This window comes from Amycolatopsis sp. ATCC 39116, from assembly GCF_000231075.2.
In the GTDB taxonomy this organism is placed as follows: domain Bacteria; phylum Actinomycetota; class Actinomycetes; order Mycobacteriales; family Pseudonocardiaceae; genus Amycolatopsis_E; species Amycolatopsis_E tucumanensis.
This window is the reverse complement of record NZ_AFWY03000003.1, coordinates 233,352-252,400: the sequence shown is the minus strand read 5'-3', so window position 1 is coordinate 252,400 and position 19,049 is coordinate 233,352. Positions and strand designations below refer to the sequence as shown.

The window sequence follows — 19,049 nt, the reverse complement described above, 5'->3', positions numbered from 1 at the left end:
CGGTGGAGGACCTGCCAGCTGGCGTCGGGGATCACGAACGGACCGACCGGAAGCCCCGGCCCCGGATGCCAGTTGTACCGGTCGTAGACGTGCACCTGGTAGTCAACCCGGACGTCCGGGCGAGCACCGTCGGCACCCGGCACGACGGTGACGGACCCGCTCACCGCGTAGTAGAACGTGCCGACACCCAGGTACCAGTCCTGGCTCTGCTCCGCGACGGTGACCGTGTCGAACCGCTGCCACCCCGACGAGAACGTGAACCTGCCTGTCTCGCCTCGTGCCTCCGCGGCCTGGGCGAGGCGGAGCGCCTCGTAGCGCACTTGGGCCGCCGCGTTCTCGCGCAGTTGCGGGATGTCCCGGAGGAGACGGTCGGGCTCGACGATGAAATCCTCGCCGGTGTTGCCGAGGAAGTGACGCATCATCCCCGCGGCGACTGGCCTGCCGGTCAGCAACCCGCCAAGGACGATGGCGTACCCGAGGGCCTTGGTCCGGTACGCCCGAAGACTCGGCGTCTCACTGTTCCAAAGGCCCGAGCCGCCGCCCATCATGTTGGCACCCGGCGCGGGCTTGGCGGGGCGGCCGGGCAGGACGGGGCCGGCACTACCGTCCCCTTGTGCCGGTGCCACCCAATCCGGGGTCGACACGTCCACGCCGTGCATCCCGAGCGTGAGCAGGCTGTCGCGCAGCCGTGCGAGCGCATGGGCCACCGTGCCGATTTCGCCGGGCTCAGCCTCGGCGAGCGCATTGTCGAGAGCACGGGCGTCCGCCACGACCGCGTCCAGCGCCGCGCGCGCTTCGGTGGTGCGGCCGGGCTGCTCCGCCGCACGTGCGGCGGCGGTGAGCACCCTGCCCGTCAGGTCCGTTCCCCCGCCCGCTCCATGCACCGCAGCGGTGATGTCGAGGAGGTCGCCCAGCGAAACCCCGTCGAGGAACGCCGGAGCCGACGTTCCCGTGGGCAACAGCTGCATCGCGACGAGGTGCCACTTGGCGGACAGCTCGGGGCCGATGTGCCTGCCCAGTGCGGCAACCAGGTGCAGCCGCGCGAGTTCGCCGCGAGCGGGAACACGGTCCAGGAACCGCCGGTCGAGCGGACCGCCGGTCGTGTCCATCCAGGACATCAGAGCGCGCTGGGTGCGCAGGTGCTCGAGCATCGAAACGCCCGGGAACGCGTTCGCGCGCACGGTCAGTTCCGGCGCGTAGCGGAGGAACCACTCCGCGGCCCGCACCATGTTGTCGTGCAGGGCCGAGATTCCCTCGGCCGGCGCGAAGGACCGTCGCGGCCCGTGCAGCTCGGGCCAGCCACGCGCGAGCGCCACCGCGCCCGAATGCGTCCGGTACTGCTCGGAGATGTGCAGCGCGTCCGACGGGTCCCTGGTCCGGTCCAGGTAGCCGTAGGACCGCTCGACGGCATCCGCGACGTCCCGCAGAAGCTGTTCGAAGTCGTCGTTGTCGATCCAGCCCCGCGCACTGTCCCGTCCCGGTGGCGGAATGTCCTCGGTCCCGGCGGTCAGCGCCCGGTACGCGGTCATCGCCCGCAAGGCGTCCGCGATCGCCCGCTCCTGGTCCGCACGGTCCATCGCGGTCGGCAGGTCGAGCAGGTGGGTCGACGGGTCGCCGGTCGACAACCGCAACCGCGGCTCAGCGAGTTCCGCTTCCGAGCTGATCCGCAGTGCGAACTCACGACCGGCCCGGTCGACACCGGTGATCGTGACCGTGGGCGGGCTGTGCACGATCTCGACGCCGCGGAGGAACCCGTCGAGGCGAGCCTTGCCCAGGCCGCTCCGGACCACCCCGTCCCACGACTCGCGGGTCTGCCCCGGTTCCGCTCCCCGTGTCCGCTCGGCGGCAACCGGAGCGCCGCTCGTCTGGTCCTGCCCGAACTCGATCTTCATGAGGTCGGCGATCATCTCGCCCAACAGCGGCGACGACAGCTCGCCGAGCTTCGCGAGCGGCAACGAGGCCTCGAAGGTGTTCGTCGCGTCAGCAGACCGGGATGGCCTGGCCGCGATTCCGTCGCGCACGACCATGGTGAAGCTCACGTCGCCCATCGCGACGTCGAGGAGCAGGCCGACCGCCGGCTTGTCCACCAGATCGAACACGCGCGCGCGGACGCCGGCCATGCCGTCGGTGACGGCTGCGGCGACAGCCTGCGCGACGCTCCGATCCCGTCCGAGACTCGGCTCGACGACCGGAGAACCTTCCCGGATCGCGGTGGTGAACCGGTCGACATGGTCGACGGTGGACGGATACCGCCACTGCAGCACCTCGGTCAGCAGCTCCGGCGTCCAGGTCCGCACCTCCGCCAGCTCGTCCGGCAACGCTCCCTTCAGTGCCTTGACCCAGCGCAGCACGACCAGGTGATCCTGGACCTCCCGCCGCATCAGCACGTCCGCGGGTGAACCGTCCAGAGCCGTCGGCACCGTCCGGAACGAGGTGACGACTTCCTTCACCAGACCCGTCGCCATCACGGCGAGCGGGGTCCCCGGCCGCAGACCGACGCGGCCCGTCCCCCAGTCGTACACCGCCGCCGAGTCCAGGTAGGGCGACAGACGGGTCCGTGCGGCCTCGTCGTCCGGGAACGCTTCCGCCAACCCGCTTTCGCTCAACTCGAACGACGAAGCAAGCTTCTCGTCGATCCGCCGCTCGACCTCCTCGGCCGGTATGCCCAGTGCGTCGGCCAGCTTCTCGACGTTCTGCTTCGCGAACGTGGACAAGTCTCGCCGGGCGCCGTAGTCGAGGGTGTCCACCACGGCTTCAGCGGGACCGGGCACCCCCCGGAAGCGGGGATTCTCGTACCAGGTGACCTGTTCCAGGAACCGGCCGGATCGCCGGGTGATCTCCCACCAGCCGGCGATCTCCTCGATCGGGACCCGGTCGTGCCGGATGCGCGTCTCCCCCGTCGCGTCATCGGTTTCCGCCTCGCCCCCGCCGGCGTGGTGCTCGTAGATCCAAACCGTCTCCACCTCATCGGCCGTCGCGACCGCCACAGCGTTCGCGAGGTCGGCGGTCGACACGAGCGGGGACTTGGTCAGCAGAGTTCGGTGGGAGTCCAGTGCACGCGGGCTCAGGTCAGTGGTGGCGACGTAGAGCGGAGTGCGCGGCCGGGTCCCGGCGTAGACGATCTCGAGGTCTTGCGGCGGTTGCTTCCGCCCACGTGCCTGCCCGATCAAGATCTCGTCGAGCCGCCACCGCCGGAGCGTCCACTCGCGGAGGCCCGTCCGCTCGCCGTCTTGTTCGCGGATCACCTCCGGGACGAGGTCACCGGGCTCCGCCAACTCCGGTCCCTTGGCTTCGGCGACCGCCGCGAGCATCGAATCGAGGGCCTGCGGCAGCAAGTCCACCGCCTGTTGCAGGATCCGCCCGAGCACGGCGCGCCGTGCGCCGCCGTCGGCGGGGAGTGCGGGAACGGCGAGTTCCATCGGAATGAGCTGCTCCACCCGCTTGGACACGCTCAGCGGAGCGACGTGCAGCCAGGCGCCGGTATGCGTTGTCTCGGACGTGACGCGCAGCGCGAACTCGGAACCGCCGGTCAGCCGGACGAGCCAGAGCACACCGGAACCGGAGGGATCCGGGATCCGGCGTGCGCTTTCGACATCCGGCACACCCTCCCCGAACAACTCGGCGACCGTGACTTCGACGGCCCCGGCATCGCTGGTGGTGGGAGCGCCACCGGGCAGCTCGGACGTCAGCGCGACGTCGCGCCCCGGGATGCGCACCGGCTCCTGCCGTCGCCAATCGTCGCGAATCTCGTACCGGGCGACCACGTCTTCGGTGACGGCGTCACGCACGCCGACGATTCCCGAGTGCGCCGGATGCCCGTTCACCCGGAGCTGATCAGGGGTGTGGACGCCCTGGAACGCGAGAGTGCCCCGCAACCCGTCCGCGAACCGGACCCGCAAGGTGTCTGCCACTCCGTCGAGGCCGTTCGTCCGCGTGCCGTCGAGGAGCAGCTCGATCCGGCCGGCGTCGCCGACGTACGCTCGCTCTGCCTCGTCCCAGTGCAGCCGTGCGGTCCATTCGCCGTCCGGGTCGTCACCGGGACGGCTGACGAGCACGGATCGCGACGGCGCGTCGAACCGGATCCACGTGGCCGCGGTTCCGTCTTCGGAAGCGGCGTAGTGGATCCACGTGCCTGCGACCTGCTCGACCTTCTCCGGCTCGAGGGCGTGGGGCAGGACGGGGCGCAGCACGCCGTCCAGCAGGCGGTCCCAGCGGGAGGGCACGCGTCCGGCAGGCACCTCCAGGTCGTACAGCGACGCCATCGTCCCGTGGTGGACCTTTCGCCCCGTCGAGCCGACGATGTCGAACTCCCGCGCCAGGCCCGCGCGATGCAGGGTTTGCCACGCCTCGTCTTGAACGTGGACCAGCCCCTGCGGGAAGGGCCCGACCTGGAACAGGCGACCAGGATCGTTCGCTCGTTCGAGCAGCCGTCCCAGTTTGGTGCCTGCGACGCGACCCCACAACGCGGGCGGAATGTTGAACTTGGTGAGGGTGAGACCCGGTCCGGCGTGCCAGCTGTACCGGTCGTACACGTGGACCTGGTACTCCACCTGCACCTGGGGGCGTCCGCCCGTGGGGCTCGGGCCGACGGTCACGACTCCGGTGACGGCGTAGTAGAACGTGCCGACCGCGTGGAACCAGTCATTGCTGGCTCCGGTCGATCCAGGCTCGTAGCGCCACCAGCGCGTCGAGAACGTGTACGTCCCGCCCTCATCACGCGCTTCGGCGGCCTGGGCGAGCCGGAGCGCCTCGAACCGCACGCGCTGCGTCACGCGCTCACGCAAACCAGGGATCTCGCGCAACAGGACATCGGGCTGGACCACGAAGTCCTGCCCGGAGTTGCTGAGGTAGTGACGCAACATCCCGGCGGCGGCAGGCATTCCCCGCGCCAGACCGCCGAGCACGATGGCCCTTCCGAGTGCCTTGAACCCCTGGGACCACACAGTGGGCCGCTCCGAGCCCCATTGACCGGAACCGCCGCCCATGAGGTTCTCGCCCATGGCGGGCTTCGGTGGCGCGGGAGGCAGGAAAACTTCGGCGCCCGTGCTGTGCGCGGCCGGCGAGGTCCAGGTCGGCGACGAGACATCGATGCCGAAGACGGCGAGGTGCCGCAGACTCTCGCGCAGGTCCGACAACGCGTTCGCGACCGGATCGATCTGGCCACGCTCGGCGTCGTGCACCGCGTCGTCGAGCCGCTCCACCCGTTTCGCGACTTCCGTCAGTGCCTCGCGCTCCGCATCCGTCAACCCCGTCACGCGCAACGCGTCGTCGACCGCAGTCAGGATCCTGGACACGAGAGCCACTTCGGTGCCGGGCCCGTACACGGCAGTGGCGAGGTCCACCAGGTCAACGACCGACACACCGTCCTCGTAGGACGGTGTGCCCGGACCCACCGGCAGGAGCTTCTGCGCCGCCGGGATCCAACGGGCGTTCTCCTCGGGGCCGATGTGCCGTCCTAGCGCGGCGACCAGGTGCGCCTGCGCGAACGTGCCCCGTGCCGGCAACCGGCTCAGGTAGCGGCGGTCGAGGGGCCCGCCGATCTCGCGCATCCAGGTGGTGAAGGCCTGCTGTCCGCGCAGGGTCTCGAGCAACGACGAAGCCGGAGCCGGGTGCGCCCGTGTGACGAGGTTCGGCTCCTCGTGGTGCAGCCACTCGTCGAGGAACACCATGTTGCTGTGCGTGCTTTGGACTTCCTCGGTCAAGCTCACGAGATCCTTCTCGTGGGTCGGCGCCATCAGCGTCGAGCTCGTGTTCTCGATCGCGCGAGCGAGGTAGCGCGCAGACCAGCGGTCGGTCGGCGACTGGCGTCCCCCGATTTGTTTGATTGTGCGGAAGAACTGCGCCGCCGCCGCGATGTTCTGTGCCGCCTCCTCGAGAACCTGCCCCAGATCCCACGCGGAAATCCACCCGGCGGGGACTTGCGGGCCTCGCTCGCCCGGTGCCGGAAAACCACCCTCGCCGGTCAGCAGCGCCCGGTACGCGACCACCGCGTGCAGGGCCAGCGCGACCTCGCGCTCCCGCCTGCCCGGAGCCAGCAACAACGGTGACAGCTCGAGCCGGTGGACTGCGGGATCGCCCGTGTGCAGCCGCAGCGCCGGGTCATTCCCGAACGGGGCGGTGATGACCAACCGGAACCTCCGACCCGCGGCGTCCGTTCCCGCCACTGCGACGCCATGCGGAGCGATGGGCATGAGGACGAGGTCCGGGACGTATTCGGACAGCCCGGCGCGCGAAATCCCGCGACGGACGATCTCTTCGAGATCGGCCTGGCCGATGCCCTGGGCCGCGATGCCGGCGGCCGTGGTCGCCGCGGCACCGGACTCCCCGGCTGACGCCTCTGGGCCGGCGAGAGTGGCGGCGATGTCGCCGAGAACCGGCACGACCAGGTCTCCCAGCCGAGCCAGCGGCAGCTCCAGTGCGACCTCGCCGCGGTCCGCCCCGGCGTCGGCCAGCCGAGCCCGCAGCGCCGGGAGATCGACCCTGCCGGAGCCCTCCCGGACGACGATGGTGGTGTCACGGTCGGCCGTCGACACCCGGATCGTCACGCCCGACGGGTGAGCCTCTACTTCGGCGACAGCGCCGGGCAGCCGATCGTGGACGGCTTCGGCGAGCGCCTGCCTCGTCGTGCGTTCCCCGCCCAGGCTCGGCTCGACCACGGGCTTGCCCTCGCGGATCGCCGTGGTGAACCGGTCGACGTGGTCCACTGTGGACGGATACCGCCATCGCAGGACCTCCGTCAGCAGCTCCGGCGTCCAGGTCCGCACCTCCGCCAGCTCGGCGCTGAGCGGTGCGTCGAGGGACCGGATCCAGGCCAGCACCGCCTGGTGGTCGGCGATCTCACGGTCGAGCAGCAGGTCGGCCGGGGAGCCGGCGGAATTGTGGGCGGCTTCGGCGGGGGATTCGCGGAACGAGGTGACGACTTCCTTCACCAGGCCGGCCGCGACGACGTCCAGCGCCGCGCCGGCCGCGAGGCCGACCCGGCCCGACGCCCAGTCGTAGACCGCCGCCGAGTCGAGGTACGGCGTGAGGCGGTCCCAGGCCTCCCGGTCACCGCCGAACGCGCGGACGATTCCGCGCGGCGTGAGGTCGAAGACCGACGCGAGCTTCTCGTCGATGCGGCGCTCGACCTCGACCACTGTCACCCCGAGGGCTTCGGCGACCGCCTCACTGCCCTGCTTGGCGAAGGCCCCGATTTCCGCGCGCAACGCGGTCGGGGACGTCACGACCGGGTACGGGGACGGGACGAGGTCACCGGGGTGCGGGAGTGGCGGTTCCCCGGTCAGCGCGCTGTCCAGGAACCGCACGTCGCCGCGGATGTGGCCGTTCACCAGTTCGACCGTCGCAGTGGCCAGTTCGGTGAGCGCCGCCGCGTCCGTCGTCGGCGGCACGGCGAGCTCCACGGGGGCCGCTTGGATCCAGCGGCCGTCCGCGACGCGGCTGCCGGAACGGCCGTGGCCGGCCATCGAGCTGTGGCCGAGGTGCAGTTCGATGGCCGGGACGTGCACCCGCGGCGCGGACGCGTCCGGATCGACACGCACCTGGTACTGCCAGCGCAACCCGTCGGCACGCACGATGCCGATCGCCACACCGTCGACAGATGTGCCGACGCCGACGGCGGCGAACGCCTCGTGCACGGCACGGACGACCCCGTCCGGATCGGCGGTGGGATCCACGGCGGAGGACGGCAGCCCCATCTCCGACGGCCCGGTCGCCAGCACAGCGGTCGAGGCCGGTGCCGGCGGCGCGACCGTCGCCGTGCCGGCGAGAGGTTCGGTGGCGAGGTGGGCGAGGTCGGGCAGAGTCACCGCCCACCGCCCCCGGAGGTCCTCTACGGAGGAGCGCAGGGCTTCCGGCAGGGTGACGCCCAGGGCGACGGCGACGGGGACCAGCGCGCGGCGCTGCCAGGACGGTTCGACGGGCATGGGGGGCACCACGACCTCGGCGACGCCGTCCTGCACCCAGCGTCCGCCGGCCAGCCGCGCCCACGAACCGCCCTCCGCCGCGGCTGTGACGTCGGCGCGAAGCTCCAGGCCCGGCTGCACGACCCGGGCAGCGGTGGCGGCCGGATCGACCCGCACGCGGAACCGGATCACCGGTCCGGCGTCGCGAGCCACGAGCAGCCACGTCGTCCCGTCACCGTCCGGGTCGGGGCGGACATCGCCGGCCCAGTACGCGCCGGTGAGCATGTCCAGGAGCGTGCTCTCGATCCGGTGCACGTCCGTGGTGCTGGTGCGCCACGACCCGCCATCCAGCCGCACCGGCACGTCCCGCTCGCGTCCCGGCAGCGTCACGACGGTCTGCTCACCCCGGGGCGGCTCGACCGCCACGGCGGCGCGGGAATGGGCGTTCGAGGAAAGGTCCGTCAGGGACGGCAGGTCATCCTGCCGCAGGTTCTCGATGACCCGCTTCACGGGCTGACCGGCCTTGGACTGCGCGTCCCGCAGCGCGGACACCACCATCGGGTGCCGGGAGACCGGATCCACCGCAACCGGGGGCAGCACGATCTCGACGGCGTGTGACTGCTCCCAGCGGCCGTCCCGCAGCCGGGTCGCCGGGTCCGCGGCTGGATCGACGCGCAACCGGACGACCGGCAGCGTCACGGACGGGTGGGTTGCCCGGGGGTCGACCCGGACGGTGAACCCGAACCCCTCTGGACCGAAGACCCCGGACACCGTGGTGCCGTCGAAGGTGACGTCGCGGGCGCCGGTGTCGTCCAGTGTGCCGTTGATAATGGCGGCCACGAGCGCCGGGTCGGCCGACGTGGTCAGCCAAGGCAACACCGGGGCGACATCGAGTGCCACGGTGCCGTCCAGGGTGTGGAACACCAGTGCCGGGTCGACCGCCAGCACCACGGACGGGTCGGCCGCGGCCGTGCCGGATTCGGGCGCGGTGATCTCCCGGGTGGCCAGCGCCGGCCACCCGGTGGACGCCACGTTTTTAGCGAGCCCGCGGATGGCGGGAGGCACCCGCGTCAGGAGCGCCTGGACCAGCGCTTCGGCCACCTCGGCCTGCCACATCGGATGCACCGGCACCTGAGGGACCAGAACCGTCACCGGGTCCTGGACCCAGCGCGCACCATCGAACCGTGGCGGCGGCACCGTCACCGCGGGCTCGGTGGCGTCCGGGTCCACGCGAACCGCCAACCGCCACGAGACGCCTCGGTCCGTCAGCGTCCAGGTCGTGGTCGCGCCATGGGCCTCGCGGTCGGCGTGCACGCCGGCGCCGGCGAGCGCTCGTTCGACCGCATCGGCCATCCCGTTCTGGTCGGGTGCCGTCACGAAGATCGACGAGGAGCGCGGCAGCGCCACCTGCAGCACGCGCCCGGCGCGCTGCTCGGCACCCAGGTTCGGCTCGGGCATCGCGCGTCTGCCGTCCGCCGCCGACAGCACCTCGCCGACGTGGTCGATCCGGTCATGGAATCCGAGCTGGGGCGCGGCGCCGAGCACTCGACCTTCCCGGGCCCGCACGTCCGCGAGCACCTCGCGCCGCGGACCGTCGAAACTGTCGAGCCAGGCCATCACGACACGGTGCTCCGCCGCCCGGCGCCGGGCCGTCAATCGCCGGACCTCGGTTGGGTCGCGGGAGTCGAGACCGCGGACGTCCTCGGCCAGGGTCGTCGGTCTCAGCGAGGCGATGACACCCCGGGCGAGTTCGGTGACCACGTCAGCCGCCGGTACGCCGAGCCGGACACCGACGCGGCCGGCCTCCGCGTCGTACACGCTCGCCGCGGTCACGTACGGTGCTAGCCGCTCCCGAGCGGCGTCATCTCCGGGGAACGCGCGGGCGATGCCCTGCTCCCCCAGTGCGAACGCCGTCGCCGCCAGCTCGTCGAACCGGGCCTCCACTGTGGACAGCGGCACGCCAAGCGCGTCGGCGATCGCCTGGGCGCCGGGCTTGCCGAAGTCGGCCAGCGCCTGCCGCGTGCCGTCGGCGAGGTCGGTGACGGCACGGGCGTCCGCGATCAGCGCTCCGGGATCGCCAGCAGTCCCTCCCGGGACAGATCCATCGCGTCCAGCAGCAGCCACAGGGTCCGGCGTTCCGCCGCCGTCACCGGGATCCGGTGCCGCGACAGCAACCGTACCGTCGCCTGCGTCAGGTCCTCCCAGTCCTGTTCGTCCTCGGCGTCCTCCAGTTCCCAGCGGTCCGTCTCCGGAATCCGCTCGCCGAACGTCGCCCGTAGGGTCTTCGCCTTCTCCGCGATCTGCGGCTCGCTCAGGCTGGTCACCTCGGGCAGCCCGGTCAGCGCCCTGCGCAACCCGTCCAGCGTCGTCGCCAGCCACTCCGGCTGTCCCGGCTTCGCGAACGTCCGCAGCAGTTCCCGCAGCTGTGCCCGTTCCCGGGTCGACACCGGCCTGTCCGTCCGCGCCAGCGTCCCGATCAGCACCTGTGCGGTCTCCAGCCACTCCCCCGCGTCGCGGTCCTGCCGCACCGTCCGCAGCCTGTCCGGCGGAATCCGGTCGGCCAGCCGTTCCGGCAGCTTCGCCATCAGCGCGGCCACCTCGTCCTCGGACAGCGCCACCGCTTCCACCCTCTCCCCTCGGCGGATTCGTCCGGACGCCCGGCGCGTCGGCGTCCGGCACGGCGTCGCGGATCCTGTTCTGCTGGTCGATGAAGATCTCGACGTCGACGCCAGCGTAGTGCGCGTGCACGACGTCCCGGTCATCCGATCCCGGCGCCGGTTCGAAGTTCCCCGCCAGGAGCGCCTCGTCGGTGATCCGCGTCAGGACGCCCTCGATACCGCCCGGTTCCCGGGTCCAGGCCTCGGGGAACAGGGTCACTCCCGGCGCCCGGCTCGCCGGCCCGCGCCGCTTCAGGAGCTTGTCGAGCGTCTTGGGCAGGATGCTGGCCGGTGTGGCGTGCCGCGGCGGCCCCGCCGGGTTCTTGACGACACCGCGGCCGTCGATCGGGTAGGCGGTCTTGATCTGCCCGCCCGGCAGCACCACGACCCGGACGAGCACCCCGTCCCGCTCGGCCTCGAGCCGCCACGCCGGCCCCCGGTCAGGGTCCCACTCGACGCGGTCGGGGTGGCGGGCGATCGCCCGGATGATGTCCAGGACAGCCGGGTCCTCGCCCCACCGCGCCGGGAACTCGGACTTGTTGGGCACGCCCTGACCAGAGCGGTGCCCGCCGCCGGTCTCGTCGCCTTCGAAGATGTGTCGGCGCCGGTCCTCCTCGACGCGCAGCGTGGACAGGTCAGGGCGCTGCGGATGCTTGGCCACCTCGGGCGAGTTCCAGCCGTTCGGGCGGGTGCCGTCGGCGAAGGCGGCCACCGTCTCCGCCACGGTGCGGCCGTCCACGAGCGGCGCGACGGCCATGCCGACGACGGCGTCGCCCAGCGCCGCCTTCCCGACGAGTGCGACCGGCAGGGTGGGGCCCACGACTTCGAGCTCGGCACGCAGTGCCGCGAGGTCGCCGTGCAGCCGCACCACCGCGACATCGGTGCCGTCGGCCCGCCGCAGCGTGAAGTGCGCGGGCACCGCACCGGTCTGCTCACCGTCGACCCGGACGAGGGTCACCTGCCCCTGCACGCCCAGGCTAGCGGCCGCGAACGCGGCGACCTTCCCGGCGGCGAACTGGCGCATCGGCCCTGCTGAGTCGCCACCGTCCCGTTCGGCCACGACCAGGCGCTCCAGGAAACCGACGTCGACGGGTTCCCGGTCGTCGCGCACGGTGTCGGGGGCGCGCGCGGGCTCGGTCGTGCCGTCCGGGTACCTGGCGGCGAGGTCGTCGCGGCGGGCGATCGCCATCTCGGCCAGCTGCCCGGCCAGGACGGGGTCCGAAATGATGCCACGGACGGTCCGGCGGATCGCGTCGTCGCTGATCGACGTGACCGCACGCACCGAGGCGCGTTCCAGGTCGGCGGGCATGTCGCGGAACAGTTCGGCCGTCTGTGGGCTGCGCACCGGCGAGCGGAGGTGCTCCGCCTCGGTCACCACTGCGCCGAACGGGAGGTGACCGGCGATCGAGCTCTTCGGGTCACCGGTGTTGGCGTGCGTCATCGTGCCGCCGAACTCGACCCGCATGGGCCCCTTCGCGGTCATCACGATGTTGCTGCCCTCGAAGCCACGCAGATCGGAGTGGCCGAGCCAGGCATCCGCGCCGAACAGCGCCCAGAACACCCGCTGCTGCTGCTCGTCCAAGGCGGCGAAGTCGGTCAGCGCTCCGGTGTTGTCCACCCAGCGGCTCGCGACACCGACGGGCCGGCTCTCCCCGAAGCGGCCGTCCAGTCGCACGAGCCTGGTCTCCGGCACCGGGGCGTCGATCCCGGTCGCGGTGCGCACCTCGTCCGCCACCATGCGGTAGAAGGATGCGGCGAGCACCTCCACCTCCGCCTGTTCGACGGTGACCGGCGCCTTCACGTACCAGCGGCCGTCGGGGCCTTCGAACACGCCGCCGCGCAACGACCCCTGCCTGCCCCCCACGTGGTTCAGGTCGTCGAGCCCGGGCAACGACTGTCCGGCGACCGCAGCGTTGAGGACCTTCGCGTCGTTCTCGGCAACCCGCAGCAGCGCCGAGTCGGTGTACGGCCAGCCCTTGCCCTCCCAGTGACGCTGGTAACGGCCGGTCTCGAACAGCTGCTGCCCGGTGATCCCGGCGCGCAGCACTTCGACCTGCTGCTCCGGCTCCAGCGAGCCGACGAGATCGCGCAGGGCGTCAGCGCGGACGACGTGACCGTCCAGGCCGGCGGACCACCGCAGCACACCGGCCAGTTCGGACGACGGCGCCGGCGCCGCGGTGACCATCCGCGCGGACTCGATCGAGCCGTCGGCGCGGACGACGACGGTGAGCGGCAATCCGTCGTGGGCGCCCCGGACCTCGAAGGCGCCGAACAGACCCCGGGCGGTGGCGAGGATCTCTTCGGGCTCCCTGGCGACCGACAGCAGCGCCTCCCGCACCCGGTCCGCGGCGTCATCACCCACTTCCGCCGCCACGGCGGCGACCACGTCGTCCGCGACGGAGACCGTTCCGGGATAGGCGACGTCGGACCAGCCCTCGGGGGTCACCCCGTGGATCCGCGGCGAGCCGGCCACGTCCGGCCCGTCGAGCACGGCGCCGAGTTCGTCGGCGAGCGTGCGGGCGAAGACCCGGGGGTCGCCGGTCAGCGCGTCGCGCGGGACGTCGGCCGCGACCGTGACGAGCACGTCCTCGCCGGACCACGGGCTGTCCTCGGCACGCAACTGTTCCGCGGCCCGCCGCGCCAGCTCGTCCGGTGCCGACCTGCCCTCGCCGTCGAGGACGACGACCGCCGGCTGACCGGGGTTCTGGTGCACGACGACCCCGGCGCTCCGGTTCTCCGGCAGACGCAGCTGGTCGGCGCCGGAGGGCACCGGCGCGGTCCGCAGGATCTCCAGCCTGCGCGCGGCGAGCCACCGGCGCTGGAGGGCGTCGGCGCGGCCGAGTTCGGCGATCCGGCGGTCGATCTCGGCCACCCGCCCGGCGTGCGCCACCGCCTCGGGCGTCGTGAAGCGGATCGTGAGCGAGCGGCCACCCAGGGTACGCCAGGTGGTGCGCCAGCCGTGGTCACCGCGGCGGCCCCACGCGATGTCGGCGTCCCGCAGGGTGAGCCCGCGCCGCGCGAGGTCGTCGATCACCGTTTGCGCGCCGTCGGCGAAGGAGTCCTCGGCGAGGGTGATCGTGTAGCTCAGCGGCTCGTCCGTCGTCACCGCCGCGCCCGGCACCGCCCGCACCGCTTCGCCGACCGCGGGCACGTCCGTGTCACGCGCGTCGGGGGAAGCGGTCGCCGGCTCCTCGAAGCGCAGGTGCAGGACCTGACCGGAGTCCTGGTGCGTGATCGCGACGCGGCCGTCCGGCGTCATCCCCGTTCGGCGGAAACCGTTGTCCTGCAAGGCGTCGAGCACCGTCCGGCTGTCGCCGGCCTCGTTGACGTGCACCACGTACCGGATGGGGCGTCCGGCTGTCAGGTCGGCCAGCGACGCGGCGGCCTCGGGCAGGAGCAGTGCGCCCTCGGCCGCGCCGACCGCCGCCACCAGCGGCGAGAGCCAGCGGCCCGCGTCACCGGGAGCCGGGCGTCCCGCCTCGGTGTGCGGGCCCGGCGAGGGCTGGCCACGCAGGATGTTGCCGTGCTCGTCCAGAATGAGGTTGAGAACGACGCCGTCCCGCTCGCCCCGCACGAACCAGCGTTTCTCGTCGGCGTTCCAGCGCACCCAGTCCGGCCGTCGCGCCACGTCGCGTGCGAGGGCGCCGAGCTCCGTCCGCGGATCCGCGCCCTCGGCGAACCAGCGGGCCGCGACCCGCAGGCGGCGCGGATCCGTCGCCGCCGGGCCGTGGTCGTCCGCGAGCTGGTCGCGGACGTCGGCGGACAGGCTGATCGCGACCAGGTCCGGGCGCTTCGGGTGATCGGCCACGTCCGGGGCGTCCCAGGCGTTGGGCCGGGTTCCCGCTCCCTGCGGAAGCGCGATCTCGTCGACGCCGTGCGGCGCGATCGCGGCGCCCAGGATCTCCTGCCGCTGCTGCGGCGAGGCGTCGTCCAGCCGGGCGAGGTGGGCGCGCGCGGCCACGGAATCGGGCGTCTCGAACCGGAGGACGATCCGCTCCCCCGACTCGGTGCGGGTCCACTCGGTCGTCACCCCGGGATCGTCGCCGTCCCACGCGAGCCGGGTGGTGTCGAGGCGGAGCCCGGTGTCGGAAAGCGCTTGCAGCACCGCCGTGGTGTCGTGCGCGAACGTCGCGGGCTCGGGCATCCGCACCGAATACCGCACCGCCTCACCGGGACCGGGTTCCGGCGCCAGCGGATCCGGCACGAGCCGCGCACCCCGCACCGAGGTCGCCACCGCGTGCGCCACCGGCCGTAGCGCGGGATCCATGTGCGCGGCGACGGAGCCGTCGGAGAGGTCGCCGAGGCCGCGCACCATGCCGTGCAAAGTGCCGAGCGCCTGGCGCATCAGCATGTTCACCACGAACCGCTGCTGCGCGGTGTCGCCGGGGGCCTGGCCGGAGATGCGGATCTGCGCGGGGCTCACCTGCACGCCTTCGGCGGACACGCGCGGCGGGACGACGACGTAGGTGCCTGGCGGCAACTGGGAGTCCACCACCGGAGCGACGTCGAGGTTGACGTCGTCGTAGAACACCCGCGCGGTGCGGGCGCCGATCTCCGCCCTGCCGGGCAGGACGGGCTGGTCGCCGTCGAGCCGCACCGGCATCGCGTCACCGAGGGACGGCGCGGTCGGGGTCAGCACCGTGGTCGGTGCGGCGGCTTGCCCGAGGCCGCGGAGGTAGTCCTCGATGCGGTTGCCGACCTCGGCGCTGTGGTCGGCCGTCTCCGAGCGTAGGGTGCCCACGGTCCGCTGCACCGGTTCGGTCGGCACCTGCTGGATCTGCCGCAGGCCGACCGCCCGGTGCGGCTGCTCCAGCCCGGGCACGCCCTGCGCGAGCGTGCGCAAACCGTTGTCCAGCAGGGAATCCAGCTGATCGGCCGTGGTGCCCTCGCCGATCAGGATGGTCCCCTCGGTCACCTGCTGGGCCGTGCCGTCCGCGCCGACCAGCCAGGAGCCGGGGTCGACACGCACCGTGCCGGCCGGGACACGCCCGTCCAGCCCGACGTCGAACGCGACGCGGGTGCCGCCGTCGAAGTGGGCGAGCATGGTGCCCTCGCCGGGGTCCCCGGTGAGGGCGTGCAGGCGGCCGCGGTCGGGCAAGGCGGTGGAGCCGGGGACGGACGCGCTTTCCTGGCGGTGGCGGAGCGCGCCGGCGAGGGTGTCCTCGGTCGTCACCTCGTCGCTCCGGGGCTCACCGGCGCTCAGCGAGCGGGGCAGCGCGCGCCAGTGCGTCCCCTCGGGGTGCCGAGTCATACCGCCGCGCGGAACCGACCGCCCGTGCGCGGCGGACACCGAGTCCGGCCGCACCACCGGCGACTGCGCGAACAGGTGGTCCATCGCCTGGTTCAGCGCGAAGTGGGCATTCCGGCCGAGGGTCGACACCTCCTCGACGTACTCGCGCGGCTGGCGGAACTTCGGGATGAGCCGCCGCTTGACCACTTGCCCGCGGTCGAGCGAGACGTGCGAAGAGACGTGGAGCACCGCGGGAGCGACCTGGACGGCGCCCTCGAACCGGCCCGCGTGGACCTCGACCGTCTCGGCGGGCAGGGTGCTGTCGAGCACCACCCGCACCTGGACGACCTGGCCGTCGGACGACGTGAGGGTGAACACGCCGGTGTTCTTGTCCAGCTCGATGTGACCGTCGGGCCGGAACCCCTCCAGGAACCGGGCCACGACGGACTTCGCGGCGTCGGGCCACTCCGTGGTGGACTCCGGCGTCTGCGGACTCGCGAAGCGCTGGACGCCCGCCGCTTCGGACCGGTGGTCGGTGGTCCTGAGGCCGGCCGCCGGTTCCCGTTCGCTGTCGGGGATATGGTCGTCCGGCGTCCGGGTCCGGTGCTCGTCGAGGCCAGGAACCTCGTCCGGGGCCGCACGGGTGTCGCTGGTCTTGGGGCCGGTGGGCTCGCGCTCGCTGTCCGGGATCTGGTCGTCCGGCGTGCGGTGGCGCTGCTCGTCCAGACCGGGGACGTGGTCACCAGCCCCGCGCCGGTCGGTGACCTTGAGGCCGGTCTCCTCCTCGCCGGCCGTGCGGTGGTCGTCAGTGGTGCGGCCGTGATCCGGAGCGGTGCGGTCGTCGCCCTGGCGGCCGGTTTCGTCCTGGCCGCCGGTGTTCACGCCCTGACTGTCGCCGGACCGGCCGTCGTTCTGACCGCCCGTGTCCGCGCCCTGGCGGCCGGCGCCCGCGGGCCCGCTGCCCTCACCACCGGCGTTCGCGCCCTGACTGCCGCTGTCGGCTGACCCGCCGTCCCGGCCACCGGAACCCTGGCCGCCGGCATCCGCGGACCCACCGTCCCGGCCGCCGGCGTTCGCAGCCTGGTCGCCGGTGTCGGCGGACCGCCCGCCGGCATCCGCGCCCTGGCTGCCGGCGTCCGCCGGACGGCCGTCACCGTTGGCGTTCGCGCCGGAAGCGCCTTCGGGCGCCGTCGTGCCGGGGCCCGCGCCCGCGGCGACCTGCCGTCCTGGCTGCGCCTGGGAACCGTTGTCCGCAGCGGTACTGGCGGTGCGGCCGCTGTCTGCCTCGCCGGAACGCTGCCCGCCATCGGCACCCTCGCCTCCGGAACGTCGCCCGCCGTCGGCACCCGCGCCCGCGGAACGTTGCCCGCCATCGGCACCCGCACCGCCGGAACGCTGCGCCGTGTTGCCGCCGTCGGTCTGCCGTCCCGGACCACTGCCGGAATCTCCCCGGGTGGTGCCGCCGCTCTGGCCCGACGTCTGCGCACGCGTCCCGGTGTCGCCGCCGCGTGCGCCCGTGTTCCCGCCGCCCTGCGACCCCGCGGAACCGGAACCACCAGAACCCCCGGCCGAGCCCGCGCCACCGGGATCGCTGTACCCGCCCCAGGCGCCGACCGTCGACGGTGTCGCCGTGGGGGACGGCGCGACGAACCGGGTGAAGTCGGGGGTCGTCAGGTGCTGGAAACTCGTGTTGAGGACCTGGAGGTTGAGCCCCGCTTCCTTCCAGCTCGCCTCGCCGATGTACTTCTCCCAGGCGCCACCGACCGCACCACCCCACGCGGCCTGTTTGATCGCCTCCCAGCCGAGCGGGTTGTCGGCGCCACCGCGCTGCGCGCCGACGGGCACCACGTCCCCTTTGCTGTCGACCCCGTATTCGTTCCACTCGCCGGTCTTCGCGAACTCCACGAGGCTCTTGCCGAACCCCTTGAAGGCTTCCGGGTTGGTGAACGCCACGGAGCCGAACTGGCCGGCCGCCCCGCCGAGGGCGCCGGCGGCCAGGTAGCCGGGCAGTTTCGTCGACAGGCCCAGTGGCGCACCACCGAGAGCGGCACCGGCGAACGCCCCCAGGGTGCTCATGCCGTTGTACGAGAAGTCGCCGCTGACCGGCTTGCCGTTGTCGAACTTGCCGTACTCCTTCAGCTGGAAGTAAGTCTTGGCTTGCCCGACCACATCGGGGATGACGCCGTAGATCGCCGCGCTGCGCAGGCCGTAACCGACCACCCGGCCGCCGACGACCCGCCTGGCCGTCAGGCCCTCGACCCGGAGCGTGTGCCGGACGGCGTCGTCGATCACGCCGCGCATCGCGGCAGGCACCCGGGCGCCCGCCGCGATCGCCTCGCCGCGGAACCCGCGGCCGAGCTGGATGGCGATCTCCCGCTGCACCGCGCCGCCGCCGAGCTGCCGGAGCTCCTGGAAACCGAGCTGGCGGCCGGCCGCGTTCTCCAGCGCCTGGCGGATGATCTTCTGCTGGACCTCGCGGGCGGCCTGGCGTCCGGCGATGTTGGTGAACCTGAGGTTCTGCGGGAGATGGGTGACGATTTCCAGCCCGCGCCGTCCCGCCGCCGCCCCGAGGTGGACGAGGCCGCTGCCCAGGCGCTCGAGCCCCTCGATCAGCCCGTGGATCGCCGCACTCCGGGCACCCGCCCAGGTGAACTCGCGGAGGGCGACCCGGATCGCGATGTTGCGGATCGCGTCCAGCGCCTCCATGATCAGGCGCCGGAGGGTGATCGACACCGTGGTGATGATGATCGGGATCTCGATCAGCGAGACGCCCCACGTCGCCAGCGCCTGGAACAGCGCTCGCCCCAGCTCGAACGCCATCATCGCCAGGTTGAGCTGGTAGCTGTTCTTCGTCAGCACCACGGTCTGCAGGAACTGCTGGCTGGCCTCCATCATCTGACGGCTGCCCTCGGCCAGCTGCAGCACCGTGGTGTTGAACTGCGACATCATCATGCCGAACTCGGCCGGCGCGGCTCCGTGGTACTGCTGCTGGATCCGCTCGGTGAGCTTCGACGCGTCGATCTGGAAGTCGTAGGTCGCCTGCTGCTGGTCCGCCCAGAACTTGACGACCTCGACGATCTTGTCCGGGTCGCCCTTCGGGTACTCGCCGAACAACCCGCGGATGAGCGTGGTGGTCTTGACCGGGACGAGGGTGACCCCGAGGAACTTCTCCCAGGCGTCGATGTAGGCGTCGACCTGCCCGGCGAAATCCATCATCGCGTTCGCGAAGGCTTCGGTCCAGTCATCCGTGGGACTGCTCAC

1 protein-coding gene (only partly in view) is annotated in these 19,049 nt (G+C 72.5%); it reads right to left on the bottom strand.

The annotated features are described in order from the left end of the window. Positions 1-19,049, bottom strand: the beginning of a protein-coding gene (locus AMY39116_RS0305970; protein WP_020416785.1) for an EndoU domain-containing protein. 33,865 nt of this gene lie to the left of the window's left edge; the window shows 19,049 of its 52,914 coding nt (coding positions 1-19,049); the start codon lies at positions 19,047-19,049; its stop codon lies beyond the left edge, outside the window.